32 protein-coding genes are annotated in these 25,993 nt (G+C 71.2%); 17 read left to right on the top strand and 15 right to left on the bottom strand.

Annotated elements, in window-relative coordinates; all coding sequences use genetic code 11:
* Positions 1–37 precede the first annotated feature (37 nt).
* On the top strand, positions 38–742 hold the full coding sequence (locus tag TU31_RS06050; RefSeq protein WP_042150429.1) for a class I SAM-dependent methyltransferase: 705 nt from the start codon (positions 38–40) through the stop codon (positions 740–742).
* Between the two features lie 69 nt (positions 743–811).
* Here the strand turns inward: TU31_RS06050 and TU31_RS35800 are convergent, their stop codons facing one another.
* From TU31_RS35800 to TU31_RS06015, 7 genes are all read right to left on the bottom strand, one after another.
* Complete coding sequence (locus TU31_RS35800) at positions 812–1,387, bottom strand: hypothetical protein (RefSeq protein ID WP_052718829.1); 576 nt, start codon at positions 1,385–1,387, stop codon at positions 812–814.
* 149 nt (positions 1,388–1,536) lie between these two features.
* Complete coding sequence (locus tag TU31_RS06040) at positions 1,537–2,739, bottom strand: ATP-binding protein (protein ID WP_042150426.1); 1,203 nt, start codon at positions 2,737–2,739, stop codon at positions 1,537–1,539.
* 5 nt (positions 2,740–2,744) lie between these two features.
* Positions 2,745–3,422: a response regulator transcription factor gene (locus TU31_RS06035; protein WP_042150424.1), complete on the bottom strand. Its 678-nt coding sequence runs from the start codon at positions 3,420–3,422 to the stop codon at positions 2,745–2,747.
* A 171-nt stretch (positions 3,423–3,593) separates the two neighbouring features.
* On the bottom strand, positions 3,594–4,040 hold the full coding sequence (locus tag TU31_RS06030; protein WP_042150422.1) for a hypothetical protein: 447 nt from the start codon (positions 4,038–4,040) through the stop codon (positions 3,594–3,596).
* Positions 4,041–4,055: 15 nt separating this feature from the next.
* Complete coding sequence (locus TU31_RS06025; RefSeq protein ID WP_052718828.1) at positions 4,056–4,529, bottom strand: hypothetical protein; 474 nt, start codon at positions 4,527–4,529, stop codon at positions 4,056–4,058.
* Positions 4,530–4,817: 288 nt separating this feature from the next.
* Positions 4,818–6,080, bottom strand: coding sequence for a sensor histidine kinase (locus TU31_RS06020; protein ID WP_245698433.1), 1,263 nt, complete (start codon positions 6,078–6,080; stop codon positions 4,818–4,820).
* Entirely contained in the window at positions 6,077–6,745 is a 669-nt protein-coding gene (locus TU31_RS06015) for a response regulator (RefSeq protein ID WP_042150419.1), read from the bottom strand. Before TU31_RS06015 ends, TU31_RS06020 begins: the two co-directional genes overlap by 4 nt.
* A 406-nt stretch (positions 6,746–7,151) precedes the next feature.
* On the opposite strand from TU31_RS06015, the gene TU31_RS06010 reads away from it, so the two are divergent.
* Positions 7,152–8,036: a glycerophosphodiester phosphodiesterase gene (locus tag TU31_RS06010; RefSeq protein ID WP_042150416.1), complete on the top strand. Its 885-nt coding sequence runs from the start codon at positions 7,152–7,154 to the stop codon at positions 8,034–8,036.
* A 437-nt stretch (positions 8,037–8,473) separates the two neighbouring features.
* The gene (locus TU31_RS06005) at positions 8,474–9,652 is read left to right on the top strand and encodes an acyltransferase family protein (protein WP_370682711.1); all 1,179 of its coding nucleotides are present in this window, start codon (positions 8,474–8,476) and stop codon (positions 9,650–9,652) included.
* 387 nt (positions 9,653–10,039) lie between these two features.
* Here the strand turns inward: TU31_RS06005 and TU31_RS06000 are convergent, their stop codons facing one another.
* Both TU31_RS06000 and TU31_RS05995 read right to left on the bottom strand, forming a co-directional pair.
* A complete protein-coding gene (locus TU31_RS06000; RefSeq protein ID WP_042151700.1) occupies positions 10,040–10,432 on the bottom strand; it encodes a RidA family protein in 393 nt (130 codons plus the stop codon).
* Positions 10,433–11,297: 865 nt separating this feature from the next.
* Positions 11,298–11,996 (bottom strand): hypothetical protein, encoded by a 699-nt coding sequence (locus tag TU31_RS05995; protein ID WP_042151697.1) that lies wholly within the window; start codon positions 11,994–11,996, stop codon positions 11,298–11,300.
* A gap of 131 nt (positions 11,997–12,127) precedes the next feature.
* On the opposite strand from TU31_RS05995, the gene TU31_RS05990 reads away from it, so the two are divergent.
* On the top strand, positions 12,128–12,757 hold the full coding sequence (locus TU31_RS05990; RefSeq protein ID WP_042150413.1) for a TetR/AcrR family transcriptional regulator: 630 nt from the start codon (positions 12,128–12,130) through the stop codon (positions 12,755–12,757).
* 63 nt (positions 12,758–12,820) lie between these two features.
* On the opposite strand, the gene TU31_RS05985 is transcribed toward TU31_RS05990, so the two are convergent.
* The gene (locus TU31_RS05985) at positions 12,821–13,924 is read right to left on the bottom strand and encodes an alpha/beta hydrolase (RefSeq protein WP_078885575.1); all 1,104 of its coding nucleotides are present in this window, start codon (positions 13,922–13,924) and stop codon (positions 12,821–12,823) included.
* 158 nt (positions 13,925–14,082) lie between these two features.
* Positions 14,083–15,759: a bifunctional 3'-5' exonuclease/DNA polymerase gene (locus TU31_RS05980; protein WP_042150411.1), complete on the bottom strand. Its 1,677-nt coding sequence runs from the start codon at positions 15,757–15,759 to the stop codon at positions 14,083–14,085.
* A 452-nt stretch (positions 15,760–16,211) separates the two neighbouring features.
* On the opposite strand from TU31_RS05980, the gene TU31_RS05975 reads away from it, so the two are divergent.
* The 8 genes from TU31_RS05975 to TU31_RS05940 all read left to right on the top strand — a co-directional run bounded on the left by TU31_RS05975 (position 16,212) and on the right by TU31_RS05940 (position 21,760).
* Positions 16,212–16,457, top strand: a complete 246-nt coding sequence (locus TU31_RS05975; RefSeq protein ID WP_042150406.1) for a chaplin — start codon at positions 16,212–16,214, stop codon at positions 16,455–16,457.
* A 243-nt stretch (positions 16,458–16,700) separates the two neighbouring features.
* A complete protein-coding gene (locus TU31_RS05970; protein ID WP_042150401.1) occupies positions 16,701–17,108 on the top strand; it encodes a rodlin in 408 nt (135 codons plus the stop codon).
* Positions 17,109–17,473: 365 nt separating this feature from the next.
* The gene (locus tag TU31_RS05965; RefSeq protein ID WP_042150398.1) at positions 17,474–17,707 is read left to right on the top strand and encodes a chaplin; all 234 of its coding nucleotides are present in this window, start codon (positions 17,474–17,476) and stop codon (positions 17,705–17,707) included.
* A gap of 271 nt (positions 17,708–17,978) precedes the next feature.
* The gene (locus TU31_RS05960; RefSeq protein WP_042150395.1) at positions 17,979–18,269 is read left to right on the top strand and encodes a hypothetical protein; all 291 of its coding nucleotides are present in this window, start codon (positions 17,979–17,981) and stop codon (positions 18,267–18,269) included.
* Between the two features lie 197 nt (positions 18,270–18,466).
* Complete coding sequence (locus tag TU31_RS05955) at positions 18,467–18,874, top strand: rodlin (protein WP_042150393.1); 408 nt, start codon at positions 18,467–18,469, stop codon at positions 18,872–18,874.
* A gap of 476 nt (positions 18,875–19,350) precedes the next feature.
* Positions 19,351–19,755, top strand: a complete 405-nt coding sequence (locus tag TU31_RS05950; RefSeq protein WP_042150389.1) for a rodlin — start codon at positions 19,351–19,353, stop codon at positions 19,753–19,755.
* Positions 19,756–19,895: 140 nt separating this feature from the next.
* On the top strand, positions 19,896–20,543 hold the full coding sequence (locus tag TU31_RS05945) for a chaplin (RefSeq protein WP_042150387.1): 648 nt from the start codon (positions 19,896–19,898) through the stop codon (positions 20,541–20,543).
* Between the two features lie 371 nt (positions 20,544–20,914).
* Positions 20,915–21,760, top strand: a complete 846-nt coding sequence (locus TU31_RS05940; RefSeq protein ID WP_042150384.1) for a nitrilase-related carbon-nitrogen hydrolase — start codon at positions 20,915–20,917, stop codon at positions 21,758–21,760.
* Between the two features lie 18 nt (positions 21,761–21,778).
* Here the strand turns inward: TU31_RS05940 and tatA are convergent, their stop codons facing one another.
* The 3 genes from tatA to rpmB all read right to left on the bottom strand — a co-directional run bounded on the left by tatA (position 21,779) and on the right by rpmB (position 22,665).
* Complete coding sequence (gene tatA / locus TU31_RS05935) at positions 21,779–22,015, bottom strand: Sec-independent protein translocase subunit TatA (RefSeq protein ID WP_042150381.1); 237 nt, start codon at positions 22,013–22,015, stop codon at positions 21,779–21,781.
* Between the two features lie 108 nt (positions 22,016–22,123).
* Entirely contained in the window at positions 22,124–22,429 is a 306-nt protein-coding gene (gene rpsN / locus TU31_RS05930) for a 30S ribosomal protein S14 (protein ID WP_030077087.1), read from the bottom strand.
* On the bottom strand, positions 22,429–22,665 hold the full coding sequence (rpmB, locus tag TU31_RS05925; RefSeq protein ID WP_042150378.1) for a 50S ribosomal protein L28: 237 nt from the start codon (positions 22,663–22,665) through the stop codon (positions 22,429–22,431). The genes rpsN and rpmB overlap by 1 nt, the downstream gene beginning before the upstream one ends.
* A 73-nt stretch (positions 22,666–22,738) precedes the next feature.
* Between rpmB and rpmG the strand changes: the two genes are divergently transcribed.
* The 5 genes from rpmG to TU31_RS05900 all read left to right on the top strand — a co-directional run bounded on the left by rpmG (position 22,739) and on the right by TU31_RS05900 (position 25,227).
* Positions 22,739–22,903 carry a 50S ribosomal protein L33 gene (gene rpmG / locus TU31_RS05920; RefSeq protein WP_006604069.1) on the top strand — a complete coding sequence of 55 codons (165 nt, stop codon included), beginning with the start codon at positions 22,739–22,741 and terminating at the stop codon, positions 22,901–22,903.
* A gap of 5 nt (positions 22,904–22,908) precedes the next feature.
* On the top strand, positions 22,909–23,163 hold the full coding sequence (locus TU31_RS05915; RefSeq protein ID WP_042150375.1) for a type B 50S ribosomal protein L31: 255 nt from the start codon (positions 22,909–22,911) through the stop codon (positions 23,161–23,163).
* Complete coding sequence (locus TU31_RS05910) at positions 23,163–24,311, top strand: CobW family GTP-binding protein (protein WP_042150372.1); 1,149 nt, start codon at positions 23,163–23,165, stop codon at positions 24,309–24,311. The genes TU31_RS05915 and TU31_RS05910 overlap by 1 nt, the downstream gene beginning before the upstream one ends.
* A gap of 60 nt (positions 24,312–24,371) precedes the next feature.
* Positions 24,372–24,608: a 30S ribosomal protein S18 gene (gene rpsR / locus TU31_RS05905; RefSeq protein WP_018090080.1), complete on the top strand. Its 237-nt coding sequence runs from the start codon at positions 24,372–24,374 to the stop codon at positions 24,606–24,608.
* Positions 24,609–24,987: 379 nt separating this feature from the next.
* Positions 24,988–25,227: a DUF397 domain-containing protein gene (locus TU31_RS05900; protein ID WP_042150368.1), complete on the top strand. Its 240-nt coding sequence runs from the start codon at positions 24,988–24,990 to the stop codon at positions 25,225–25,227.
* 113 nt (positions 25,228–25,340) lie between these two features.
* Here the strand turns inward: TU31_RS05900 and TU31_RS05895 are convergent, their stop codons facing one another.
* Entirely contained in the window at positions 25,341–25,823 is a 483-nt protein-coding gene (locus TU31_RS05895; protein ID WP_042150365.1) for an ATP-binding protein, read from the bottom strand.
* Positions 25,824–25,993 lie beyond the last annotated feature (170 nt).

Raw genomic sequence — 25,993 nt, 5'->3', positions numbered from 1 at the left:
CAGCACCACCCGCACTCGTCTCCCCTCCGGAGGATTGATGTCCACCCTCACGCTCGAATCCATAAGCACGCTTTACGTGAAGTACGCGGACGACTTGAGGGCGGTGCGCGACCAGCAGCGGAAGTTCCTCCAGGACAACAAGGAGACGGTGAAGGCCCAGCTCGACGACTACGAGGCGGAGATCACCTACCTGCTCCTGCGGGACCTGGCGCCCGAGGTCGTCGTGGAGGTGGGCACCTTCCGCGGCTGGTCCACCACCTGGATCCTGAGCGCGCTGCGGGACAACGGCACGGGCCACCTGTACTCCTTCGACATCGTCGACAACGTCGTGAAGAACGTGCCGGCCGAACTCTCCGAGGGCCGCTGGACGTTCACCAAGGGCGACCTGCGGGACACCATCGCCAAGGTCCCGACGGAGACCGACTACCTCTTCATCGACGCCGACCACGGTGCCCGCTTCGCGCGCTGGTACATCGACAACCTCTTCCCGGTGGTCCGCCCCGGGACCCCGACCAGCGTCCACGACGTCTTCCACGGCCGCCGCCCGAAGCCGATGAGCGAGGGCTCGGTCATCATCAAGTGGCTGGCCGCCCAGAACGTCGAGTACTTCACCCCGTCCGTGGCGAAGGCCCCCGAGGTGACGGCGCGACTGGCCGAGGTGAAGAAGGAGCTGAAACTCAGCGAGCCGGTCCGCGAGAGCCGCCACAACCCGATGATCTACTTCAACCTCCCGCAGAGCTGAGCCCGTTCACGGCATCTGACGAAGTCCCCCCTCCCGGCGCCGGGAGGGGGGACTTCGTGGTGTGCGGGGCTACGGCAGCTGGTGCACGAAGGCGATGACGAGGAGCAGGCCGAGTGCGCAGGACACGGCCGCGATGGGCAGCGCCCAGGCCGGGCGGCGCTCGCCGCGCAGCGGAGCCGTCGTATGGCGGTTCAGCCGGGTGAGGCCGGTCAGTATGACCAGGGCGAGGGCGACGCAGGGCAGTGATACGGCGAAGTGCGCCAGCCAGGCGCCGGCCAGTGAGGGGCCACCCCAGGAATGGTCGTGCGGGGCCTGGTCGACGAACCCGTACAGCAGCCCCCGGGCGATCGCCAGCGCGAGCGCGGCGGCCAGCAGCAGGGCCAGCACGCCGAGAAGTATGGTCAGCGCGCCGTGCAGCACCAGCCGGAGGGCGCCCGGTGCGGGGGCGCCGAGCGGCAGCGGTCCGGCGCGCAGCCACCGCCGCCGGGCGGCCTCCCGGTGGCCGGTGAGGGTGGAGCAGACTGCCAGGGCACCGGCGGGGAACAGGGTCACCGCGAGACCGGCGTGCCGGGCCGCCGCGGCCAGCCGGGGCGGGCCCGAGGAGCGGTCCGGACGCCGTACGGCGGCGGGGGGTCGGTTCGTCATGCCGGGACAGTAAGTTCGCCCCGCGCCCACCCGCGTCACCCCCCGGCGGTGTCCCCGCACCCGTACCGCGGTAGGGCGTCGGGTACGGCTGCTTGGCCTACAGGCGGGCACCCCCGCAGTCGCACGCCGGGAGACGCGGGACCTGTCCGTCAGCTGTCAGGCGCGAGGTCCAGCGTGGCCAGGGCGCCGCCGTCCGGCGGGTTCTCATAGCTCACCCGGGCGCCCAGCACCCGCGCCTGACCGTCGACGATGGTCAGGCCCAGCCCCACCCCGGCACCGCGCTCGCGGGCGCCGGTACGGAAGCGCTGGGGGCCGTGGCTCAGCAGCTCGGCGGGGAAACCGGGCCCGTGGTCGCGTACCCGCACCGCCGACCCCGCCACCTCCAGGGTCACCGGCGGGGCGCCGTGCAGCCGGGCATTGGCGATCAGGTTGACCAGGATCCGTTCGACCCGGCGGTGGTCGGTCGTCACCGTCGACTCGCCCCGCACCAGCACCTCGACGTCCCCCTCCGCCAGAGCGGCCGCCCGGTGCGCCAGGGCACTCGGCAGCACTTCCTCGCACTGCGCCCGCTCGACGCCCGGCACATCGAGCCGGGCCACCTCCAGGACGTTCTCCACCACGCTGCGCAAGGTGTCCACACCGCCGCTGACCAGCTCGGCCGGGCGGCCCGGCGGCAGCAGTCCGACGGCGGTCACCAGACCGGCCACCGGGGTGCGCAGCTCATGCGCGATATCGGCGGTGACCCGTCGCTCGGCCTCCAGGCGGGCGCTCAGGGCGTCGGCCATGGTGTTGACGGCGGCGCCCAGCCGGGCGATCTCGTCCTTGCCGCGGGGCTCCACCCGGTCGGTCAGATCGCCGTCCGCGATCCGCTGCGCGGTGCGCGCGGACGCGGTGATCCGCCGCCCCGCGCCGGCCGCCGCGACGATGCCCAGCACACTGCCGAGCGCGGTGACGGCCGCACCCGAGCCGACCAGCACCCGGTCGAGTTCGGCGAGGGCCCGGGCCTGGGGCGCGTAGGAGCGCCGGACGGCGATGAGGTCACGGCCACTGCGGGTCGCGGCCCACAACACCGGCTCGGCGCCGTCGGGGTGCTGGAGGCAGGTGGCCCGCACGGGGCGCTCGGTGACCGTCCTGCGGAGCGTGGCGGGCAGCTCCCGCGGGTTCACCAGGGCACCGTTGTCGACTCCGGAGGCGTAGGCGCTCACCGCTTCGACGAGCCGGGCGTCCAGCGCATGAGCGGCGTTCTTCCGCTGGTCCTCGGCGGTGAGCTGATGCACCAGCAGCCCGATGAGCGTGGCGACGAGCGCGGCGGTACCGGCGATGACCAGGGCGGTCTTGGTACGGAGTCCCACGGCGGTCAGGGCGCCAGCTTGTAGCCGAACCCGCGGACGGTCACGATGCGTTCGTGGCCGATCTTGACGCGGAGACGCTTCACATGGACGTCCACGACCCGGGGGTCACCACCGCACGCGTAATCCCACACCCGCTCCAGCAGGGTCATCCGCGACAGCACCACACCGGGCTCGGCCGCGAACTCCAGCACCAGCCTGCGCTCGGTGGGGGGCAGGCCGAGCAGCCTGCCCTCCCGGCGGACCTCCATGGAGGCGGTGTCCACACTCAGGTCGCCGAACCGCAGCACCGGGTCGTCCTCGGGCGGCGCGCTCCGGGCGGTGTCCGTGGCGCGCCGCAGCGCCGAGCGTATGCGGGCGACCAGCACCGGAATGTCGTACGGCTTGGTGAGGTAGTCGTCGGCACCCGCCTCCAGACCGACGACGACATCCACCGGGTCGGTGCGCGCCGACACCATCAGCACCGGCAGCCGGCTCTCCGCCCGGATGAGGCGCACCAGGGCGACCCCGTCGAGGCGCGGCAGCATGACGTCCAGCACGGCGACATCGGGCACCCGGTGCCGGAACTCCGCCAGCCCGGCCTGCCCGTCGGAGACCGCCCGCACCTCGTATCCGTAGCGCTCCAGGGACAGTTGGGTGGCCTCCCGCAGCAGCGGGTCGTCCTCCACGAGCAGCACGTCGGTCATCGGGGCGTCCTAGGGCGTGTCCTTTGGATCAGGGCGGATCCGGGAGCGGGGTCTGGTGCGTGCGATCGCAAGGCGGAGGAGGGAGTCGACGCGGAGCGTCGGCGAGGGACGACAACGCGGCGAGCGTGCGTGCCAGACCCCGCGAGCCCGCCTTGATCCAAACGACACGCCCTAGGGCTCGGGGAGGGGCAGCCGCACCGCGCTGAGGTCATCGGTGTCACGAGGCGGGAGGTGGGCGGACCGCACGGTGGCGAAGGTGTAGTACGAGACGTTCTCACGACGCTGGAGGCGGCTGAGTTCGATGGTGGCCGGATAGCCGTTGCGGGGGCAGTGCGGAATGCACCACATACCGCGCAGCCTGCCGGTGGCCACGGCCTTCGCCGCTCCCCAGGAGCGCCAGCTCAAGCCGGAGACCGAGGAGAATTCGGTGAGGCCGAAACCCGTGGGGCGGGTCAGCGGATGGCCCAGGGTGTCGGAGACATAGACCGGACCCCGGGCCTGGGTGGGGCTCGGGGCGGGGCCCTCGACCTGGGGCTGTTCGGGGCTGCCGCACGCCGAGAGGCCCACGGCCGCCAGCACCAGTGCGCACGTGGTGGCCAGGGCCGTGGGCTTGTTCATCGGGAGCCTTCTCCGTCAGCTGGTGGCGAGCGGCTGCTTGCCCTTGAGGTCCTCGGAATCGTACGCACCGTTGCCGCCGGCCAGCTTCACGGTGAAGGAGGAGTACACCTTCTTGCCGTGCACGGACTTGGGGTCGGAGAGCGTGATGGTCGCCTTCAGCGGCTTGTCCTGGCAGGTGTCCAGGCACCACATGCCGGTGACGTCACCGGTGGCGACGGCCTTCTTGTTGTCCCACTGCTTCCAGTGCAGGTCCCCGGCCGAGGTGAACTCGGAGAGCACCAGGCTCTCGGGCTTGCGCTCGGCCTTCCCCTTGTCCGCGTGCTCCTCGCCGATGTGGTTCATGACGTAGGGGGTGTCGGCCTTCACGGTGTGCTGCGGCGCGGCGGCCTGCGCCCCGGCGGCGGTGGCGACCGTACCGAGGGCGGCGGCACAGGCCAGTGCCGCGGCGATGGCCGTCCGGTGACGCCGGGGGGTGCTCGTGCGCTTCATAGCTCTCGCTCCATCGTGTTGATCATTGGGGCACGAATGAAGCTAGGAGCGACGTTTCTCGGTGGCCTGTCAGCTGTGTAACAGCCGCCCATCGACCGCTGTTACCTGATCTACACACGGGAGAGCGGCCCCAGTTGAGCCGTCGGCTCAAGGGAAAGGCCAGGTCAGGGCGTTGGCGCCGCGGCAACCGGCGGTTCGTCCGCCGTGCCCTCCCGGTTCACGGTGCGGCCCCTGGGCGTCTCGGACTTGAACGTGGCGTCACGGAAGGCGATCCCGCTGTACCCGGGTTCAGCGCCCGGCGGGCAGCGGCAGCCGGCAGCTGACCCGCCACCCCTGCCCGTACGGGCCAGCCTCCAGGACGCCCCCGACGGCGCCGACCCGCTCGGCCAGGGCCGCCAGACCGGTACCGCCGCCCGGGCGTCCGCCCGGCTCCTGCGGAGCCCGGGGGAGGGCGCCGGCGGGCGCGCCGTCCGTGACCGAGACCTCCACCGCCCCGTCGGCGCCCCGTGCGGCGCGCACCTCGACCCGCCCGGCCCGCGGCGCATGCCGCCGTACGTTGGTCAGCGCCTCCAGCACCACCCGGTACGCGGTGTCCTCGGCCTCCCGTGAGAGCGCGCCGGCCACCTCGTCCTCCAGGGAGAGCGTCACCTCGGCCGCCGCCATCGAGCCGAAGCGGTCCAGGAGTTCGGGCAGATCGGCCAGCCCGTGCGGCCGGGTGGGCGGCGGCTCCTCGGTACGGCCGTCCCCCTCGCGGAGTGTCGCCACCGTCCGGTCCATGGAGTCCAGCGCCCGCAGCCCGGCCTGCTCGATGCGGTGCAGCAGCGCACGGTGCTCGACGGGCCCGCCGTCCTCGCCCAGCTGGGCCGCCTGGGCCTCCAGCACGATGCCGGTCACCTCATGGGCCACGAAGTCATGCAGATCGCGGGCGACTTCGAGACGCTGCTCACGTCGGGCCAGCGCCACGGCATCGGCCCGCCGCCGGTCCAGCGATCGCAGATAGAGCCCGACGCCCGTCGCCCCGGCGGCCGGGACGAAGGCCAGCGCGGCCAGGAAGACGGACTCCCTGAGCCCGGTCTGGGGCGCGTGCAGGGTGAAGCGCAGCGGCAGCAGGACCACGGCGGCGCCGGTCAGCCCGCCGACAAGGCCCACCCGGGGACCCGGCACATGCCGTACCACCCGCTCCAGGAGGACGAGCAGCGCGACCGCCTCGAACGGAAGCCAGAGGAGGGCCAGGCCGGCCTTCCCGAAAGAGACGGTGTCCGCGGCGAGGGAGAGCACCGCGAGCCCGGCGGCCGCCCGCGCGAGCGAGACCGGGCCCACCGGCCACACCGATATCGCCACGGCCAGCGCCAGTGCCGCCATGACCGCCGGAAGCCAGGCGCCGGGCGGCGAGACGAGGGCGGGCAGCAGCATCGCCGCCGCGGCCGCACCGCACCACCCCTTGCCCCGTCTGCGCCGCGTCGCCGGAACGCCGCCCGTCATGGCGACGCCACCCGCGGCGCCCGGCGACACCCCGGGCCCGGCCGCCCGGCCGCCCTCCTCGCCCCTCACCCCGGGGTCCGCCCCGTCGCGTAGCCCAACTCCCAGGCCCGCACCGCCACTCCGACCCGGTTCCGGACCTGAAGCTTGCGCTGGATGCTCGCCACATGGGTCTTCACGGTGCCCGCGGAGATGAACAACTCCCGGGCGATATCGGCATTGGTCTTGCCCTCGGCGACCTTGCCGGCGATCTCCACCTCCCGCTCGGTCAGCACCGCATCGCGACGGCGGGGGCGGCGGCCGGCCGTGGGGCCGGTGACATGCTCCAGCAGCCGCACGGTGATCGACGGGCTGATCAGACTGTCGCCGGCCATCGCCGCCCGGACCGCCTCGATCAGCAGCGTCGGCCCCGAGCGTTTGAGCAGGAACCCCGAGGCGCCGAAGCGCAGCGCGGGATAGACGTACTCATCGAGGTCGAAGGTGGTCACGACGACGATCCGGACCGGATCGGCCAGCGCGGGGTCGGCCAGTCGGCGGGTCACCTCCAGGCCGTCCATCCGCGGCATCCGGATGTCCACCAGCGCCACATCCGGCTTCAGCGCGTGCCCCATCGCCACGGCGTCCAGCCCGTTCGCCGCCTCCCCGACCACTTCCATATCGGGCTGGCTCTCCACGATGCGGCGTATCCCCCGGCGGACCATCTCCTGGTCGTCGGCGATCAATAAGCGAATCGTCACGGGCAGGGATTCTGCCGTACGGGACGGGGCGGGGGCCGCGCTGCGCGGATCGCCGCCCGTACGGAGACGGAGGGGGCGTCCCGGGAGCCGCCGCCCGCCCGTATGGGACCGCCCCCGGTATCGCCGCCCGGGACCGCCCCGGAAGCCGCCGACCGCACGGATGGAGGGCCGCCAGGGAAGCCGCCGCGCACCCGCTCCACCTCCCTTCCCACCCCTCTTGACCTGCGCAAAGTCTGCTGCCGGGGCGGGTTCTGGGGCCCGGCCCCGGCGGCCGCTCGCGTGGCGGGTGGCGTGGGATGCGGGCATGTTGAGGAGACGGCGGCATTCCTGGACGGGAGGAAGGGCCTTGCGGGGGCATGCCTGACGCGGCCGGCGCCGTCGGGTGAGCGGACCAGGAGGCTGCCGCATGCTTCGGAGATCACTGCGGATCCCCGCCGCCGGCGCCGCCTACCTGCTGACGGCCGCGGTGTCGTCCTCCGCGATGGCGTTCGGGCCGGACGGGTTCGCCGATTTATTCGCGCGCAGCGGGACCCGGGCCGGCCCCGGCACCGCGGCGACCCGGGTCATCGCCCATCGCGGCGCCTCCCGTTACGCCCCCGAGAACACCCTCGCCGCCGTCGACGCCGCCCACCGCCGCGGGTTCGTCTGGGTCGAGAACGATGTGCAGCGGAGCAAGGACGGCCGGCTGGTGGTGCTGCACGACACCACGCTGCGGCGGACGACGGACGCCGCCCGGCTGTTTCCCGGGCGGGCGCCGTGGCGGGTCGGGGATTTCACCGCCGCCGAGATCGCGCGGCTGGACGCCGGCAGCTGGTTCGGCAAGCGCTTCAAGGGGGAGCGGGTGCCCACGCTCGCCGACTACTTGCGCCGTTTGGACCATAACGGGCAGCGTCTTTTGCTGGAGATCAAGGCCCCCGAGAAGTATCCCGGAATCGAGGCGCAGGTCCTCCGTGAACTACGGGCACGAGGGTGGCTGGATCGCGCCCATGTCCGGAGCCGGCTGGTGGTCCAGAGCTTCTGTGTGATGTGCGTAAAAACCGTCCATGAACTGGCGCCACAGGTCCTTACGGGTATTCTCGGCGCGCCCGATGTGCGGAAACTGGCGGGCTATGCGCGGTTCGCCGACCAGATCAACCCGCGTGTTTCCGCGCTCAGTTCACGCTGGCTGGCGGCCGTGCACCGGCTCCGCGGGCCGCACGGCCGGACGTTGGAGGTCTATGCGTGGGACGTGGCGAAGAACACGACCGCCCGGTCCGTGCGGGCCAGAGGGGTCGAAGGTGTTATTGAATAGCGGGCAACGGACGGAGATTCAGGCAGCATTGTCCAGATCTCCGAGGGTGCCGGGCCGCGCTGCGGCCCGCCCTGCCGCCCGCGGTGCGTGAAGGAGCTGTGGAGGGCGGATGCGCCGTGTGTGGCAGCGGCAGGCGGGGATTTACGTGATTCCCGCCGCGGGGCTAAGGTGCCTGAGATGTTCGACGCCGCCACACTCCCCGTAAAAGAACTAAGACGCAGGATTTGGCTTTTGGGTTCCGATTTGCGGCCCGGCGCGGGCCAGGCTCCAGCTCCTCCCCTGGGATCCTTTCGGGAGGCTCCTTGAACAACGAATTTCCGGCATACGGCGAACGGCGGGTGCCGCTTCCCCAGCCGCGGCAGATGTCGCATGACACGCTGAACCGGACGGGCACACCGGCGCCGTCGGATGCCGGCGGAGCCACGGCCACGGCGACGATGGCCCCGGCACAGACCGCCTCCGGCACGGCGACGGCCGGCCGTCCGGCCGCGGGCGGCAGCGCGCACGCCAAGCCCAGAGCCCATGCCAGGGGCCGGGGCAAGGACCGTGCGAAGGCCGAAGCGCAGGCCGACACGAAGGCCGATGCCAAGGCGAAGCCGCGCGATGCCTTCTTCGACAATGCGAAGTATCTGGCCATCGTGCTGGTGGCGATGGGGCACTCCTGGGAGCCGCTGCGCGACGGCAGCCGCTCCGCGGCGGCGCTCTACATCACCGTCTATGCCTTCCACATGCCGGCGTTCATCATCATCTCCGGCTATTTCTCGCGCAGTTTCGATATGCGCAAGGACCGGCTGCAGCGGCTCATTACCGGCGTCGCCGTGCCGTACATCCTCTTCGAAGTCGCCTACACGCTCTTCAAGAAGTGGGCGGACGACGATCCGGGTTACCCGATAAGCCTGACGGACCCCTGGTACCTGACCTGGTTCCTGCTGGCGCTGTTCGTCTGGCGGCTGACCACCCCGCTGTGGAAGATCGTCCGCTGGCCGGTCCCGCTGGCGCTGACCATCGCCGTCCTCGCGTCGCTGTCCCCGGACATCGGCGACGACATGGACCTCCAGCGGGTGCTGCAGTTCCTGCCGTTCTTCGTGATCGGGCTGTCGCTGCGGCCGGAGCACTTCAAGCTCGTACGCCGCAAGAAGGCGCGGATCCTGGCCGTACCGGTCTTCGCGGCCGCACTGGTCTTCGCGTACTGGGCGGCCCCGCGGATGAACGCCGCGTGGTTCTACCACCGCGACGCCGCACAGGAACTCGCCGCCCCGTGGTGGAGCGGTGCGGTGATGACGCTGGCGATGTTCGGCTGTTCACTCGTGCTGGTGGCCTGCTTCTTCGCCTGGATTCCGGGCCGCACGATGTGGTGCACGGCGCTGGGCGCGGGCACCCTCTACGGCTATCTGCTGCACGGCTTCCTCGCCAAGGGGTCGCGCTTCTGGGACTGGTACGACAACCCGTGGATGCACACGCCGTGGGGTGCGATCGTGCTGACGCTGATCGCGGGCACCGTGGTCACGGTGCTGTGCACACCGCCCGTACAGCGGGTCTTCCGCTGGGCGATGGAGCCCAAGATGACCTGGGCCTTCAAGAAGGACCCGGTGGGAATGGCCCGCAGCCGCAACTGAACGGCCGTGAACCGCACCACACGGGGTGACGCGTCACCGCGTCAGGACAGGGCGTACGTCCACGAACAGCACCAAGGGCGCCCGCCCCGCCGGAAGACCGGCGGGACGGGCGCCCTTGGTGTGTAGTGGAGCGGTGTTGCTAGGCCCGGAGTGGTGCCGCTAAAGCCCGGCTCGGAGTTGCCCGGTCCGGCTTGGAGTCTCCCGGCTGGTCTCGGAGCCGTTCTTCCCGGCTCGGTGTCGTTCGGCTGGTCTTGGGGTCGTTCTCCCCGGCTCGGAGTCGCCCGGCTGGTCTTGGGGTCGTTCTCCCCGGCTCGGTGTCGTTCGGCCCTGCTCGGAGCCGCCCGGCCAGGCTCGAAGCTACCGGGACGGGACAGCGGGACCCAGCCCTCAGCGGACGACGGCGATACCTTCGATCTCCACCAGGGCGGTCTCGTCCCACAGCCGGGTCGCACCGATCACGGCCATCGCCGGATACTCGCCGCCGACCAGTCGCTTCCACACCCGGCCGATCTCCCGGGCATGCCGCCGGTAGTCCGCGACATCGACGGCGAAGACAGTGAGCTTGGCAAGGTCGCCCGGCCCGGCCCCGGCCGCCGCCGCGACATCCAGAAGATTCCGCAGCGCCCGCTCGAACTGCTCCACAATGCCTTCGCCAACGATCCGCCCCGCCCCATCCAGAGCGGTCTGACCAGCCAAAAAAACCATCGTGCCGGCCGCCGCCCGCACACCATGACTGAACCCGGTCGGCGGCGCGAGATGCGGTGGATTGACCCGCTCCAGCCCACGGCCGCGCCCGTCCGGCCTCGCGTCGGCGTACGTGCCTGAGTCGTCACCGGTGCCCGCGTCGGCGGCCGCACTTGCCCCCGCGTCCGTGCGTGCCTCCGGGGCCATGCCTGCGTTGGCGGCCCTGCTCGTGCCCGCGCGTGCCTCCGCGTCCGCACCTGCTTCGGTACGTGCCTCCGGGGTCATGCCTGCGTTGGCGGCCCCGCTCGTGCCCGTGCGTGCCTCCGCGTCCGCACCTCCGTCCGCGCCTGCTTCCGCACCCGCCCCGTGCTCGGCAGGCCGCTCCGATCCAGCGCTCGTTCCGGTCCCGGCACTCATCCGGCCGACTCCCTCCGCCGCCAACTCTTCTCGCCCGTCCAGGGATTGAAGCGCGTTCCGCTCCTCCTGGGGAAGCCCTGCTCCGAGAGGGCGAGCACCCGCACGAGCACGGCCCCTCACGGCCCGTCCGGCGCGAAGATCGTCTCGCCTGCCGCCTGCCGCCTGCCGCCTGCCGCCTGCCGCCTGCCGCCTGCCGCCTGCCGCCTGCCGCCTGCCGCCGGCCAGCCTCGGCATCTCCCGGCGAGTTTAGGGTCTGCCCGGCGGATCGGCGTGGGCGACGACATGCCCGGACGGCACGACTCCAGACGGCCCGGCCCGGCACGGCCGGGCCGGGCCCCCCCCGCCCGACTGGCGCCCAGACCGGGCACGCCCCACCCCGCCCACTACGCCCCCAGGTCCGAGGGGCCCACCGCTGTAGGACCCCTCGGGCTCACAAGCACGGTGCACCCGACCTACCCCCGGGCACCGCCACCACCCCACGCGCACCGCCCCCACAGGCACACGGACCCACCCCCGTAGGACCCGTCCGGCCCGTGGGTGCGGCTCACGGTATGCGCGGGGCCATGGCGGCCGCCGACACCGGCTCCTGGCCGTCCAGCGTGCCCTGGGCGCCGTAGGGGCGGCACCGCAGGAACCCGGCCTCATGGTGGAACGGCTTCGCCTGGTGATCCGTGATCACGTTCTTGTGCTCGGGCTCCGCGGAGCCGTAGGCGTAGCGCTGCATCGCCGAGGTGCTCTGCCACAGGGAGAACGTGCCGACGAAGCGGGGCGGTCGGGCCAGGGCGACCGAAGCGGTCATCGCGGGGTCGTCGGCGGCCCGGCCGGCGGCCCGGGAATTGGCGCGCAGGAACGGCAGCGCGCGGCGAAGCCGCAGCCGGCCGAGGGTGATCACGGCGACCGGCCCGTCCTCCTCGTCGCGCGCGATGCCGGGCTCGACCTCGACCGGCATCGGGCCCCAGGAACCGGAGAACCGCAGCGGCCGCAACCGCACATGCCAGCCGCCGGCCAGCCGCCGCGCCAGCGGGGCCTCGTCTAGAAAGCGGTCGAGCGCGGCATCGTCGTCCCACGCGGCGAGCAGCGCGGCGCGACCGGGGCGGACCTTGGGCGGACCGGCCGCGATGGCACCGGTGAGCGTGGTCTCGGCATACCGGAGACCGGGGGTCTCACCCGGCCGTGGGCGCTCACGGAGCACGCTGCGGACGGTGCGGACGCCGACGTCGGCGAAGTGTACGGAAACGATCATGACGAGCCCCCGCAACTCGAAGTTACTTCTGCGCATACCAAGCGGTACACGACCCAGTATCCTTCATCGCAACGGCCGTGGCGAGCCGAATTCACCATCGAAAATGAGCCAGATCGCAGGGAGGGGACCCCATGAGCGAGATCGACCGGAACCGCGCCGCGCGCGCCGAGGCCCGGACCCGTATCGAGGACACCGCGGCCCGGCTGTTCGCCGAGCGCGGCTTCGCGGGCACGACCATCGGGGAGATCGCCGCAGAGGCGGGCCTGAGCAAGCCGATGCTCTACCGTCACTTCGACTCCAAGCAGGAGCTGCACCTCGCCCTGCTGGAGCGGCACCGCGATGAGCTGGCCGCCGCCCCGGTCCGCGAACTCCTGCACGGCGCGGGCGATCTGGACACGCGGATGACGGCGATGTACGACGCCTGGTTCGGGTATGTGGAGAGCCACCCGTACACCTGGCGGATGATGTTCCGCGACACCACGGGGGACGCCGAGGTGGTGGCCTTCCACCGTGAGCTCCAGCGCCGGCAGCGCGAGACGGACATGGCGCTGCTCCGTGAGTTCGTGCCCGGTCTCCCCGAGGCCGAGCTGGAGCCCCTCGGCGAGGCGATCCGCAGCGCGCTCTACGGGCTCGCCCTGTGGTGGCTGGAGCGCCCCGAGCAGCCACGCGAGCTGCTGGTCGCGACGATGACGCGGATCACCCGTGGCCTGATCTCCACCGTCGAGCGCCCGAGCACCGGAGCGCCGGGTACCGCGGACTGAGCCCCGGCGCTCCGTGCGGGACGGGGCCCGGCGCCCGGTTCAGGCCACCACCGGATGAGGAGTTCAGCCCACCACCGGATACAGCGCCGCCCGCAACTGCCCCGTCCAGTGCGCCGTCATCTCCTTCGCCACCCGCGTCTCCGGCGCGAACAGCTCGAAGCCGTGCCAGGCACCGGGCACATTGCGGACGGTGACCGGAACCCCGGCGTCCATCAGCCGCCGGGCATACGCCAGCCCGGCATCGCGCATCGGATCGAGGTCACAGACCAGCACATAGGCCGGCGGCAGCCCGGACAGATCGGTGGCGCGGGCCGCCGCAGCATACGCATCGGCCGCGACCATCCCCTCCGGCAGATAGTGCTTCCACGACCTCTGGACGCTCCGCCCGGTGGAGACCCGCGCGCTCAACGCCCCTTCGGCATTCGCCCCTCCGGCATCCGCTGTCTCGTCCGCCCCGACCCGGTCGTCCAGATCCGGGACGTACAGCGACTGGTGGACGATCGCCGGGCCGCCGCGGTCCCGGGCCATCAGGGCGACCGCGGCGCTGAGCCCGCCGCCCGCGGACTTGCCCGCGAGGGCGATCCGCGCGGGATCGATGCCCAGCCCGCCGGCTCGCTCCGCCGCCCACTCCAGGGCCAGATAGCAGTCCTCCACCCCGGCCGGATAGCGGTGCTCCGGGGCGAGGCGGTATTCGACGGTGATGACGACGGCCGGCAGCTCACGGCAGAGCGCGATCGCCGCATGGTCCTGCCCCGGCAGCGACCGCCCGAGCGCGTACCCGCCACCGTGGAAGTGCAGCACGGCGGGCAAGGCGCCTCCGGCACCGTGGGCGGCTGTCCGCGCATCCTGTCCCGCCGCGGCGTCCTCGCCCCCGCCGCTGCCTGCCCCGCCCTCCGGACGGTAGACCTCCACCGTCAGCGCACTGCCGTCCGCCCGCAGGATCTCGAACCGCTCGCTGTCCACGCCCGTACGGTCGGCAGGAACGGCGGCCAGCATCGCGTGGAACCCCTCGCGCGTGGCCTCGATGTCCTCGTACGGATCGGAGAACTGCGGCAACGACTCGAAGGCCGGGCGGAGTTCGGGATGCACCCGCATCGCGGTCCCGTGCTCCATCGCGGTCCGCTGCTCCATCGCGGTCCGGTGCGGCATCTCGGGCTGGGCGCTCATACGGGCACTCCTCGTTCATGACGGACGGACAGCGGCCTTCTGCTCGCGATCTTCACTCTGCACGCACCCCCCGCCCTGCCGGTGCTTTCCCGCCACGCCACGCCCCCCGGCCCGCCCCGCCGGTGTTCTCCCGCCCCGCCGCGCACCCCCGTCCCGCCTCACTTCGCCTCCGCATAGCACTCCACCACCGCCGTGGTGAACGGGAAGCGGACCGGAGTCTCCCCGAACGCGATCCGCCCCGCCGTATCGGCCGCCGCCGAGATCGCCCCGGCAACCGCCGCCGCCTCCTCCGCGGGGCAGTGCACGATCACCTCGTCGTGCTGGAAGAAGACCAGCTCGGCGCGGAGTCCGCCCTCCCACAGCGAGTGCCGCAGCGCGGCCAGCATCAGCAACGCCCAGTCGGCGGCGCTGCCCTGTACGACGAAGTTGCGGGTGAACCGGCCACGGGCCCGGGCGGCCGCCGAACTGCCGCCGTACCCCGTGGGCTCCTCCTGGGGCAGCCCCGCCTCGTCGGGCGGCGCCACGGACACGGGCGGGCAGGTACGGCCCATCCAGGTGCGCACCAGCCGTCCTTCTTCCCCCGCGCGCGCCGCCTCGTCCACATACGCCACCGCGGCCGGATAGCGGCGGCGCAGATCGGCCATGTGCTTGAGGGCGTCGCCGGACGTCTGCCCGTAAATGGCGCCCAGCAGCCCCAGCTTGGCCCGCGCGCGGTCCCCGCCGAACGCCCGGGCCGCCAGATCCGCGTACAGATCCTCGCCGCTGCCGGCCACCTCCATCAGCCCCCGGTCACGCGAGACCGCCGCCAGCACCCGAGGCTCCATCTGGTCGGCGTCGGCCACCACCAGCCGCCACCCCGGATCGGCGCGCACGGCCTGCCGGATCACCTTGGGAATCTGGAGCGCGCCGCCGCCGTTGGCGGTCCAGCGGCCGGAGACCGTGCCACCGGGCAGATACTCGGGGCGGAACCGGCCGTCGTGCACCCACTGCTGGAGCCAGGCCCACCCATGGGCCGTGTGCAGACGGTAGAGCTTCTTGTACTCCAGCAGCGGCGCCACCGCCGGGTGATCGATCTGCTGGAGCTCCCATTTGCGGGTGGACGTGAGGGAAATCCCGGCACGGGCAAAGGCCTTGAGGATCTCGTTCGGCAGATCCGGGCGCACCCGCGCACCCGCCCCGAACGCCCGGGACACCTCATCGGCCAGCTCCGCCATCCGGCGCGGCTCCAGCCCGCCCGGATAGCGCTCGCCCAGCAGCCCGTCGAGCAGCTCGCGGTGCACATCCGCCCGCCAGGGCACCCCGGCCCGCCCCATCTCCGTGGCGACCAGCATGCCCGCGGACTCCGAGGCCAGCAGCAGCCGCATCCGGTCCGGGTGTGCGGCCTTCTCCGCACGCGCCACCTGCCCCGCGTAGACCTCCAGCAGCGCGGTCAGCTCGTCCGTGCCGGGCGGCAGCGGCACCGGGCCCGGATCGAACAGCGACGGCTGGGTCTCGGCGGTACGGACCGGCGCGTCCACGGGCACGGGCAGGCCGTGCAGCCGCGCCCAGGCGGCGGCCAGCGAACGCGGCTGGCCCGACTGGCCCTCCTCGTGGCCGATCAGCAGCGCCTCCGCGGCCTCCACGTCATAGCAGCGCTCGACCCGCACCCCCGCCGCCAGCAGCCGCCGGTAGATCTCCGCGGTGGACCGCCACACCCACCGCTCCACCTCGGGCCGGGACCGCACCGCCGCCGCGAGCGACGGCTCCCGCACCACCGGCCCCGCAGCTCGCCCGTCCGCCCCGAGCGGGCAGAGACGAGCACCCCCGTCACCCGTCTCCACCACCGCCCATCTCATGCCTGTGAGTCTTCCACCAGGGTCTGACAATCGCCCTGACCAGCACGGACGCCCCCACGGCGGCACCCGCCGCGAACCGCCCACTCCGGCGGAGCCACGACCGGACCCGCCCCACCACGAGGGGCCGCCCGCGCCCCCACGCCGCGGACCAGACCAGACACCCTCTGCTCCCGCCCCTTCCGCAATCGCCGCCCCATTACCGGCCCACAGGCCACCGCCATTGCCGCCCTTACACGCGATCCGACCGACAATCTGCTTTGTCCGGCGTCCGGTTGGGATGTCACCGGACACGGAAATATCCCCCTCGCCAATACCGCCCACCCCTCCCGGACTTGGGCCCGCGCATTCACCCGATTGAACCGCTACCTGCGGCACGGTTGATGAGTTGAGCAGCTTGTCGCTCTAAGCGGCGCGTACAGATTTCTGCTTGCTGCCAAGTGAAGAGGTTCACCGTGAAGTTTGTTTCCAAGGCCGCCGTCCTGTCCGCCGCGGCGGGCGTCGCCGTTGTGGGCGGAGCCGGTGTGGCCAGTGCATACGGCGGCGCCGGCGCGGCGGGAGTTGCCCAGAACTCCCCTGGTGTGCTCTCCGGCAACCTCATCCAGGTCCCGGTCGATGTGCCGGTCAACGTCTGCGGTAACACCCTCAACATCGTTGCTCTGCTGAACCCGGCGTTCGGCAACACCTGCCTCAACGTCTGATGAACGTATAGCTCTTGAGGCCCGGCCGCTTTCAGCCGGCGCACTCCACGGCAAAGGCCGGTACGAAGAATTCGTACCGGCCTTTGCCGTGCAAAGCCCGGTGCGGGCCGCAATGTTGGCCATCCGCAGTGATATGTATCTATGGTTTCGTGGCATTCGGGTGAAACGGCGAAACCGCACCCTCAGAAGCGAGTTGACCAGTGCGCTCCGGATACGGGCACTCCGCTTCGAGAAGGGTAAATCGTGATCAAGAAGGTCCTGGCCACGACGGCCGTAGCCGCGTCCGTCGTGGGAATCTCGGCGACGGCCGCTCCCCAGGCGATGGCGATCGGGAACCACCACGGTACGTCGACCGTCAACGGCAACGGAGCCAAGAGCGCGTTCGGCAACTCCACGACCTACGGCAGCATGAGCCCGCAGCTGGAGCTCATCCAGGGCTCGCTGAACAAGCCCTGCCTCGCTGTGGGCAAGGTGGTCGCGCAGGTCATTCCCGGTGCGGTGCCGATCGCGCTGCAGGACATCAATGTGCTGTCCAGCTCGCAGAACCAGCAGTGCACCGAAAATTCGACTCAGGCAAAGGGCGACGACCCGCTGTCGCACATCCTCAGCGACATCCCGATCCTGTCCGGGAACGGCGTCGGCAACCACTGAGCCGGCCATGGGCCGCAGGCCCGGACCGCCGGCTCTCGCCTACAGAGCGGTTCGGCGCCTGCGGCACCCCGTCAGGAACCGTAGGGACGGAATTTCTCGATCCCCCTACCGGTAGGAATCCGTATTCGGCGGGTGCCTCGTCCGTTTGAACTCCGGTGTTTTTTCCTCGTCGTATGCATGGTGGCAATCTCTCGAAGCGGTCTTGCACCCATCGGGCGATTCCTCCGAAAACCTCCGGGCGAGAGTTTCGTCCCCGAGGGCAACTCGTTACCAATATCGTCAGCGGTGTTACGGGCGAGCAGCTCAGCGCCCGAGCGACACGACGGTCGTGTTCGCTACGGACCCGCTGCAAGGAAGGGCTGAAAGTGAAGTACGCAAAGGTCGCAGCGATCACTGCCGGAACTCTCATGGCGGTGGGCTCGGCAACGCCTGCGTTCGCCGACGCGGGTGCCGCGGGTGGCGCCAAGAACTCCCCGGGTGTGCTTTCCGGCAACGCCATCCAGGTGCCGATCCACATCCCGATCAACCTCTGCGGCAACACCATCAACATCGTCGCTCTGCTGAACCCGGCGTTCGGCAACACCTGCCTGAACCACTGACTCGAAGAAATTCGAGCTGTGTCCATGTGACCCGGCCCCGGTGCGCGGACCACTGCGAACCGGGGCCGGTCGCCCTTCGCCTCCGGTGGGCACACGCACAACAAGCCGGATTTTCGGGCGGATTGACCGAGAAGAACACCACTTCAGGGTTTCTCCGGGCGGAGGCACTCCTTAGTCACGCTGAAGCGGTGAGCCGAGCAGCGCATCGACTGCTCGCGCGGCGCTGATGTCGCCGAACCGTTGAAGCACCGCCCGAGAAAGGACAGTTGAAGTGAAGTACGCAAAGTCTGCCGCGGTTGTCGCCGGTTCCGTCATGGCGCTGGCCGCCGCCACCCCCGCTTTCGCCGCACGGCCCGACGCTCCGTCCATGAGCCTCAACGGTGGGCTGGCCGACGTGCTGAGCAACAAGCAGCTGGACGGCCACCAGATCACGCCGCTGGTCAAAACGGTCAAGGCCACGGAGAGCAAGGTCAGGTCGACTAATGCGAAGAAGCTGCTCCGTGGTGTCACCGGGGCGGCGACGAAGAAGACTTCGCTGCTCGGCGGGCTTCCGCTCAAGTAGTCGCGAGGGCCGCGGACCTGGCGCCGCAGTACACCTCGATCATTTCTCATTCCGAATGCCGGGTGCGATCGGAAGCCGGTCGGGAAAACGCAGTTCAGGGCACGCAGCCGTTTGAGTGAATGAGAACAACCAAGAACATCCTTATGAGTTGGGCAGACTGCCCGGCCCAATGGAATCCTGAAACACGAAGGAACAAAATGATCAAGAAGGCTCTGGCGACCGCCGCCGCGGCTGCGTCCATCGTTGGCGTGGCCGCCGCTGCCGCCCCCGAGGCGATGGCGATCGGTAACCAGCACGGTACGTCAACCGTCAACGGCAACGGTGCCGCGCAGTACTTCGGCAATTCGACCACGTACGGCTACATGAGCCCGCAGATCGGCCTGATCCAGGGCTCGCTGAACAAGCCCTGCCTCGCCATCGGCAAGGTTCCGCTCCAGCTCCTCGCCGGGGCGGCTCCGATCGCGCTCCAGGACATCAACCTCCTGTCGTCGTCGCAGAACCAGCAGTGCACCGAAAACTCCACCCAGGCCAAGGGCGACGACCCGCTGTCGCACGTTCTGGACAACATCCCGATCCTCTCGGGCAACGGCGCCCACAACCACTGACCGGCTGAGCGCGTCCCGGGCCGCCCCGTCCTCCTCCTTGCGGGCGGCCCGGGTTTCCGCTGTCCGGCCGCCATCGGAGCGGAAATGTTATTCGCTCGTGACGGAATTTCGGCGCACCGGATCGTTGGGAATGATGTGTGGAGGGAAGCGTGCCAATGCCCTGGCAAGTTTGATGGGGCTGCCAGGGCATTGGTATGCCGTCCGTATCGAAGCAGGGCCTGCGAATCCGTTGACCGGTATCGCGGGCCCTGCGCCGTGCCGAGGGAAACACGGCAGGGAATTGTGCCCCGGAGTGACAAATCGCATTGTCGGTAAGCGAATTGCGGGCGCTGTAGCGATGTCAAAGGAGAGCCGGCATCACTCGTTGCATACCCGGTGCCAGCTATTCGGGTGACGATGCGGAACTCAAGCCGGTATAGCGGGTTGTTCAAATAGGGCTCCCGTGCCGGGAGTTCCTTCTCCTGAAGGGTTTCGTGATGAACAAGATGATCGCGGGCGCGGCTGTGGCGGCGTCGCTGATCGGGATTTCCGCTACGGCCGCTCCGCAGGCGATGGCGATCGGTGACCAAGAGGGCACCAGCACGGTCAACGGCAACGGGACGAGGAGCGTGTTCGGCAACTCCGCCACGCACGGAAAGCTGAGCACCCAGCTCGGGCTCATCCAGGGCTCGCTGAACAAGCCCTGCCTCGCTGTGGGCAAGGTGGTCGCGCAGGTCATTCCCGGAGCGGTGCCGATCGCGCTGCAGGACATCAATGTGCTGTCCAGCGCACAGAACCAGCAGTGCACCGAGAACTCGGTGCAGGCAAAGGGCGACGATCCGCTGTCGCACATCCTCGACAGCATCCCGATCCTCTCGGGCAACGGTATCGGCAACCACTGACGGCCAACGGCCTCGGCCGTATCACCGCTTGCGTCTCCGGGCGGTCGGCGCCGCGTTCGCGCTGCCGGCCGCCCGGCCGTGTGAGCGGCGCGGGGTGCGGGCGCGGCCCGTACGCCGGGACCGCAGAGGAGGGATGACAGATGCGACAGAGCCTGAAGACATGCGCGTTCGTGGCAGCGGCGGCGTCGGGCGTGCTCGGTGCGAGCGGCAGCGCGGCGTACGCGGATGCCGGAGCCGGGGGAGGAGCGAGAAACTCTCCCGGGGTGCTGTCCGGGAACAGCATCCAGGTGACCGTGGACACCCCGGTCAATGCGTGTGGCAACTCGGTGGACGCGGGTGCGGCGCTCAACCCGGCCATGGGCAATGCGTGCGGGAACGGTGCGCCGCCCGCGCCGGCCGTGCGGCAGCAGCCCGGACCGCATCCGCCGGTGGCTCAGCGGCCACCGGGAGCGGAGCAGGCGCCGGGAGTGCATTGGACGGGGCCGGGGCCGGAACGGCGCCCCGAGCCGGTACGGCGGCCGGTCCCGGAGCGGGCCGAGCGCCCGGCCCCGGCGCCGGTGGAGCACACCCCCGGGCGCGCCCCCAGGCACGCCCGGCCCGCCCCGCAGCCCGCGCAGGAGGCGCAGCGGCCGCGGGTGGACGCGGTGGCGCGGGCCGGGGCGTCAGCGGGCTCCGCGCTGCTGGCGGCCACCGGGGCGGATGAGCTGGCCGCGCTGGCCGCGACCGGTGGCGGACTGCTGGTGGGCGGGGCGCTGCTGTTGCGCCGGGGCCGTACGCGCCGCAGATGAGCGGGCGGGCGCCGGGCGGTTACCGGGGGTCGGCGGCCGGCCGAGCGGGTCCGGCGGGCCGCTCGGCCGGGGCCGCCCGGTCGGGCCGGCCGTCGGCATCGCCGGACGACTCGACCGTGGACCGTCGTACCGCGGTCGCCGGGGAGCTGCGGCTGGAAGCGTCCCTGCGGGGTACGACGTCGTGCGGATCAACGGCTGAAGCCCGTGTCCGGTACGGGAAGGATCGTTCTTTCGCTCATTGGTGGGGACCCGTCTTCCGGGTGTTTGAAGCGGGGCGGAACCGGATGCTCCGCGGGGCCGTGCCGCAGCCTCCGGCCTCTGGCAAAATTGGGGTGAAGGCCGCAAATGTGATGAGTCGATGAGGTGGGGCCATGCTCATTGCGCTGGCGCAGACCGACTGTGTGCTGGGTGACGTGGAGGAGAACCTCGATATCGCCCGCGAGCAGATCGAGCAGGCGGCGGCGCAGGGCGCGGACCTGGTCGTCTTTCCCGAACTCAGCCTGCACGGCTATCACTTGGGCGCGCTCCGGCGCGATGAGTCCCTGGAGGCGAACGACCCCCGGCTGCTGGAGCTCAGCACCCGCGGCCCCGATGTGCTGGTCGGCTTCCATGAGCACACCAGTCTGCGGGCGTACAACACCGCGGCCCACTACGCGGCCGGTGAGCTGGTGCACGCACACCGCAAGCTGTACCTCCCCAACTACCTGGCCTGGGAGGAGCGTAAGCACGTCAGCCCGGGGCAGTCGCTGCGGGCGTACGAGCTGAAGCGGGCCAGGGGCGGCGGCCGGGGGGCCACGCTGGTGTGCAATGACGCCTGGCAGCCGGCGCTGCCGTGGCTGGCGGTGCAGGACGGCGCCGAGGTGCTGTTCGTGCCGACCAACAGCGCGGCGAGCCTGGACCCGGAGGCGATGGACACCGGTCTGTACTGGGACACCCTGCTGTCCTATACGGCGAAGATGCTCCAGTGCTGGGTGGTCTTCGTGAACCGGGTGGGCAATGAGCACGGGGCGGCGTTCTGGGGCGGCTCGCGGGTGGTGGACCCGCGGGGTGCCGTGGTGGCGCAGGCGCCCAAGTGGGAGCCCGCGCTGGTCGCCGTGGAGATCGATCTCGCCGAGGCGCGGCGGCAGCGCCGCGCGGTGCCGCTGGTCGCCGAGGCCCGGCTGGGGCTGATCGACCGCGAGGTGCGACGGCTGATCGACGAGGGCGGCGACCACTGAGGGGACAGCCCCTCCGGGTCAGTGCCGGGCGGCGGATTCCTGGCGGGGTGTCGCGGCCTCCTGGCGGGGCGCCTCGGCCGTACGGGGCGTCTCGGGCCGCTCGTCGTCCTTGAGGGCCCGCGCCTCGGACTTCAGGATGCGCATCGAGCGCCCCAGGCCGCGCGCCATGTCGGGCAGCTTCTTCGAGCCGAAGAGCAGCACCAGGACCGCGAGGATCAGGATCAGGTGCCAGGGTTCGAAGGCGTTGCGGAGCACGGGCGCCTCGCTTTCGTCGGGGGCGACGGACGTTCTGTCCAGTATTACCCGAAGGGTCCGGCCGTCCGGTCCAGGGGATGTCCCGGGCCGGACGGCCGGTGGCGCGGCTTACCAGCTGGACTTGCGGACGCCCGGCAGATAGCCCGCGTGGGCCTGCTCGCGCAGCCGTACGCGGGACAGGCCGAAGGCGCGGAAGTAGCCGCGCGGGCGGCCGTCGACGCTGTCGCGGTTGCGTACCCGGGTGGCGCTGGCGTCCCGCGGCTGGCGGGACAGTTCGCGCCGGGCGGCGGTGCGCTCCTCCTCCGGCGTGTGCGGGCTGCGGATGACGGCCTTGAGGACGGCGCGCCGGGCCGCGTAGCGGGCGACCGTCGCGCGGCGCTTCTCGTTCTTGGCGATCTTGCTCTGCTTCGCCATCAGACCTTTCCTCCTCGTGCGCGGATGCGGGCGACGGCCGCCTCGATCCCGATCGTGTCCACGGTCTTGATGCCCTTGGCGCTCAGCGTGAGCCGGATGTGCCGGCCCTCGCTCTCCAGCCAGTAGCGCTTGCGCTGGATGTTCGGGTCGAAGCGGCGGGGGGTGCGGCGGTGCGAGTGGGAGACGGCTTTGCCGAATCCCGGCGAGCGGCCGGTCAGCTGGCAGTGGGCGGACACGGTGCGATCCCTTCGGTCGTCGGCCCTGATGAGAGCCTATTGAAAATGGAAACCATTTCCGTATACTAACCCCATGGCCCGCAACGAACTACGCCCGGTCGTCAAGCTCCGGTCCACCGCCGGCACCGGCTACACCTACGTGACCCGCAAGAACCGCCGTAACGACCCCGACCGCCTGGAACTGCGCAAGTACGACCCGGTGGCCGGCCGGCACGTCGCTTTCCGAGAGGAGCGCTGAGCACCGTGAAGCCTGGAATCCACCCCGCCTACGGGCCGGTCGTCTTCCGCGACCGGGCCGGTGGCTTCGCCTTCCTGACCCGCTCGACCGCCACCAGTGAGAAGACCGTGGAGTGGGAGGACGGCGGGACCTATCCCGTCATCGACGTCGAGATCTCCTCGGCGAGCCACCCCTTCTACACGGGCACCGCGCGGGTGCTGGACACCGCGGGCCGCGTCGAGCGGTTCGAGCGCCGGTACGGCAACCGCGGGACCCGCTGATGGAGCGGCTCGACGTCGTGCTGGTGGGCGGCCTGCACGCGGACGCGCGGCGGGCCGCCGTCGAGCGGCTGCTGCGGAGCGTCCCCGGCAGTGTCGCCCTCCACCACGACCTCGCCTCGGCCGCCGACGGCACCGTGCGGCGCACCGTCCGTGACGCGGGTGGCACGCTCGACACCGGTGAGGCTCCGCTGGTCAATGACTGCGCCTGCTGTGCGCTGCGCGAGGACCTGGTGCCCGAGCTGGAGCGGCTGGCCGCCGGCCGGACCTGCCGGCTGGCGGTCGTCGAGCTGTGGGACTCGGTCGAGCCCAAGGCGATGGCCGAAGTGGTCACCGCCTGCGGCAGCGAGAACCTCGCGCTGACGGGTGTGCTCACCGCCGTCGACCCGGCCCTGCTGCTGCCCTACCTCGGCTGCGGCGACGACCTCGCGGAGGCGGGCCTGGCCGCCGCGGCCTCCGACCAGCGCACGGTCGCCGACACCTGGGCGCGGCAGCTGGAGTACGCGCCGGTACTGGCGATCGCGACGGGGGAGGAGCCGGCGGAACCGGCCGACCTGGCGCTGCTCGGCCAGCTGCACCCGATGGCACACCAGGTATCCGTGGAATCAGGTGAGTTGGCGGCCGCCGCGACGGCCGGGTTCGATGTGGCCGCGGCCGCGGACCGCCAGCACCCGGCCTGTGCGCTGCTGCCGCAGGAGGCCGACGCGGAGGGCGTCGGCACGCTCGTCTGGCGGCGGTCCCGGCCCTTCCACCCGGAGCGGCTCTATGCCGCGCTGGAAGATCTGACCTGTGCGGCCGCGCGCAGCCGGGGCCGGTTCTGGCTGGCCGACCGCCCGGACACCCTGCTGTCCTGGGACGCGGCCGGCGGCGCGCTCTGTGTGGAGAACGCCGGGCCGTGGCTGGCCGCGCTGCCGGACGCCGCCTGGGAGATGGTGCCGCCGGCCCGCCGGGCCGCCGCCGCGCTGGACTGGCACCCCGAGCACGGCGACCGCACCCAGCATCTGGTCTTCACCTCGCCGGGCCTGGACCGCGAGAACCTGCGGTCCCTGCTGGACTCCTGTCTGCTCACCGACGCCGAGTTCGCCGGCGGCCCGCCGGCCTGGAAGAGCCTGCCGCCCGCCTTCGACGCCCTCCTCGACCCCGTTTCGTAAGACGGGCCGTGACCGTACGCACGGAACCGGCCCCCTCAGCACGTACAAGGAAGCTCTCCCATGCCCCGACGGCACGACCCGCGCCGCCCGTCCAAGCCCCGCCGCAACCCGCTGGACGCGGCGGGCATCACCTACGTCGACTACAAGGACACCGATCTTCTGCGGAAGTTCATCTCGGACCGCGGCAAGATCCGCAGCCGCCGGGTCACCCACGTCACCGCACAGCAGCAGCGGCAGCTGGCCCGTGCGATCAAGAACGCGCGGGAGATGGCGCTGCTCCCCTACGCGTCGCGGTGACGGCCGCCGTCCGGTGACGGGCAGGAGCTTCCCTACGTCCGGTGCGTAGGGAAGCTCCTTCGTTTGTGCGGGGGTGTGCGCAGGGGGAGGGCTCTCGTGCCGAGCGGACGGAGGGCCCGAGGGCGGAACCCGGAGGGCGTGGCACACGTCTCGTCCTTGTGGCTGAGAGCGTCGGCCCGTCGATCCGTACCAGGTGACGGCGTATCGCGTCAGGGGCGGCGGCCGGTGGCTGACCCTCCGTGAGGGCTCGGTGACAGCGTTCGACGAGCTGTGACGGCCTCAGTACCGGGTGTCGTGCACGTGCATCTGCGCATGCATCCGCATGTGAACGCAGCTATGATCCCGGGCAGTTGACACCATTTATCACCGGGAGACCCCTGTGCCCCACGCATACAACGGCATGGCCGCCACAGATCTCCGTGATGTGGCATGGCAGAAGAGCAGGCACAGCAACTCCCAGGGCTCCTGCGTGGAGTTCGCCAAGCTGCCCGGGGGTGACATCGCGGTGCGCAACTCCCGTTTCCCGGACGGCCCGGCGCTCATCTACACGCCGGCCGAGGTGCGGGCGATGCTGCTCGGCATCAAGGACGGCGAGTTCGACCATCTCGTCCGGGACTGAGCCCCCCGACGGGGCCGGGCGGCCGGCGGAGAGCGCGCGCCCGTAAGCGGTGCGGCGCCCGCACAGGGAAACCGGGCGCCCGCGGATCGCGGTGCGCCCGGCGTACGACACGGCTACGGCAGCCGGAAGAGCGCCCAGACGATCTTGCCGTGGGTGGCGCCGGCCAGCGGATGCCAGCCCCAGCTGTCGCTGAAGGAGTCCACGAGATACAGCCCACGCCCGGATTCCGCGGCGAAATCCGCCTCACCGGCGACCGGCGAGTCATCGCTCGGGTCCCGTACGGCGCAGACCAGCCGGGAGGACCAGCGCATCAGATGCAGCCGGGCGGGCGGGGTGGCGTCGGTGTGCTCCGGGGCGGCGAGGATCGCGTGCCGCAGAGCATTCGTGACGAGTTCGGAGACGACCAGGGCGACCGAGTCGAAGAGTTCGTCCAGCTCCCAGCCCTGCAAGGTCTCGCGAGTGAACGCCCGTGCGCAGCGCACCGATTCATAGCGCGGTGGGAGCGTGCGGGATGCGGATCCGGAGACGGCCAGGGGGTCGACGGGAGGAAAGCCCTGCCATAACGGCTCGAGCATGGTCAAAACCTTGGTCCCCATGCGAGGCACTCCTGGCGTTCGCGGACGTCATGACCCTGGCCGGGCAGCCGGGTCTGGCGGATCTTTCACGAGCGTGCATGCGTGCGACGCCTATGGTTCCCAATGCGCGAGACAGATGCAAGGGCAGATGCACGTGCACGTGACGTGATTGCGGGGACGTGCACCGATTT

The sequence above is a fragment of the Streptomyces lydicamycinicus genome (assembly GCF_000829715.2).
Classification (GTDB): domain Bacteria; phylum Actinomycetota; class Actinomycetes; order Streptomycetales; family Streptomycetaceae; genus Streptomyces; species Streptomyces lydicamycinicus.
This window is presented reverse-complemented; position numbering and strand designations above follow the sequence as displayed.

What these genes read in the sequence shown, in the direction of transcription:
- TU31_RS06050 (WP_042150429.1), top strand. Translation starts at nt 38, where the DNA reads ATGTCCACCCTCACGCTCGAATCCATAAGCACGCTTTACGTGAAGTAC.
- TU31_RS35800 (WP_052718829.1), bottom strand. Translation starts at nt 1,387, where the DNA reads ATGACGAACCGACCCCCCGCCGCCGTACGGCGTCCGGACCGCTCCTCG.
- TU31_RS06035 (WP_042150424.1), bottom strand. Translation starts at nt 3,422, where the DNA reads ATGACCGACGTGCTGCTCGTGGAGGACGACCCGCTGCTGCGGGAGGCC.
- TU31_RS06030 (WP_042150422.1), bottom strand. Translation starts at nt 4,040, where the DNA reads ATGAACAAGCCCACGGCCCTGGCCACCACGTGCGCACTGGTGCTGGCG.
- TU31_RS06025 (WP_052718828.1), bottom strand. Translation starts at nt 4,529, where the DNA reads ATGAAGCGCACGAGCACCCCCCGGCGTCACCGGACGGCCATCGCCGCG.
- TU31_RS06010 (WP_042150416.1), top strand. Translation starts at nt 7,152, where the DNA reads ATGCTTCGGAGATCACTGCGGATCCCCGCCGCCGGCGCCGCCTACCTG.
- TU31_RS06005 (WP_370682711.1), top strand. Translation starts at nt 8,474, where the DNA reads ATGGCCCCGGCACAGACCGCCTCCGGCACGGCGACGGCCGGCCGTCCG.
- TU31_RS05995 (WP_042151697.1), bottom strand. Translation starts at nt 11,996, where the DNA reads ATGATCGTTTCCGTACACTTCGCCGACGTCGGCGTCCGCACCGTCCGC.
- TU31_RS05990 (WP_042150413.1), top strand. Translation starts at nt 12,128, where the DNA reads ATGAGCGAGATCGACCGGAACCGCGCCGCGCGCGCCGAGGCCCGGACC.
- TU31_RS05985 (WP_078885575.1), bottom strand. Translation starts at nt 13,924, where the DNA reads ATGAGCGCCCAGCCCGAGATGCCGCACCGGACCGCGATGGAGCAGCGG.
- TU31_RS05980 (WP_042150411.1), bottom strand. Translation starts at nt 15,759, where the DNA reads ATGAGATGGGCGGTGGTGGAGACGGGTGACGGGGGTGCTCGTCTCTGC.
- TU31_RS05955 (WP_042150393.1), top strand. Translation starts at nt 18,467, where the DNA reads ATGATCAAGAAGGCTCTGGCGACCGCCGCCGCGGCTGCGTCCATCGTT.
- TU31_RS05950 (WP_042150389.1), top strand. Translation starts at nt 19,351, where the DNA reads ATGAACAAGATGATCGCGGGCGCGGCTGTGGCGGCGTCGCTGATCGGG.
- TU31_RS05945 (WP_042150387.1), top strand. Translation starts at nt 19,896, where the DNA reads ATGCGACAGAGCCTGAAGACATGCGCGTTCGTGGCAGCGGCGGCGTCG.
- TU31_RS05940 (WP_042150384.1), top strand. Translation starts at nt 20,915, where the DNA reads ATGCTCATTGCGCTGGCGCAGACCGACTGTGTGCTGGGTGACGTGGAG.
- rpsN (WP_030077087.1), bottom strand. Translation starts at nt 22,429, where the DNA reads ATGGCGAAGCAGAGCAAGATCGCCAAGAACGAGAAGCGCCGCGCGACG.
- rpmG (WP_006604069.1), top strand. Translation starts at nt 22,739, where the DNA reads ATGGCCCGCAACGAACTACGCCCGGTCGTCAAGCTCCGGTCCACCGCC.
- TU31_RS05910 (WP_042150372.1), top strand. Translation starts at nt 23,163, where the DNA reads ATGGAGCGGCTCGACGTCGTGCTGGTGGGCGGCCTGCACGCGGACGCG.
- rpsR (WP_018090080.1), top strand. Translation starts at nt 24,372, where the DNA reads ATGCCCCGACGGCACGACCCGCGCCGCCCGTCCAAGCCCCGCCGCAAC.
- TU31_RS05895 (WP_042150365.1), bottom strand. Translation starts at nt 25,823, where the DNA reads ATGGGGACCAAGGTTTTGACCATGCTCGAGCCGTTATGGCAGGGCTTT.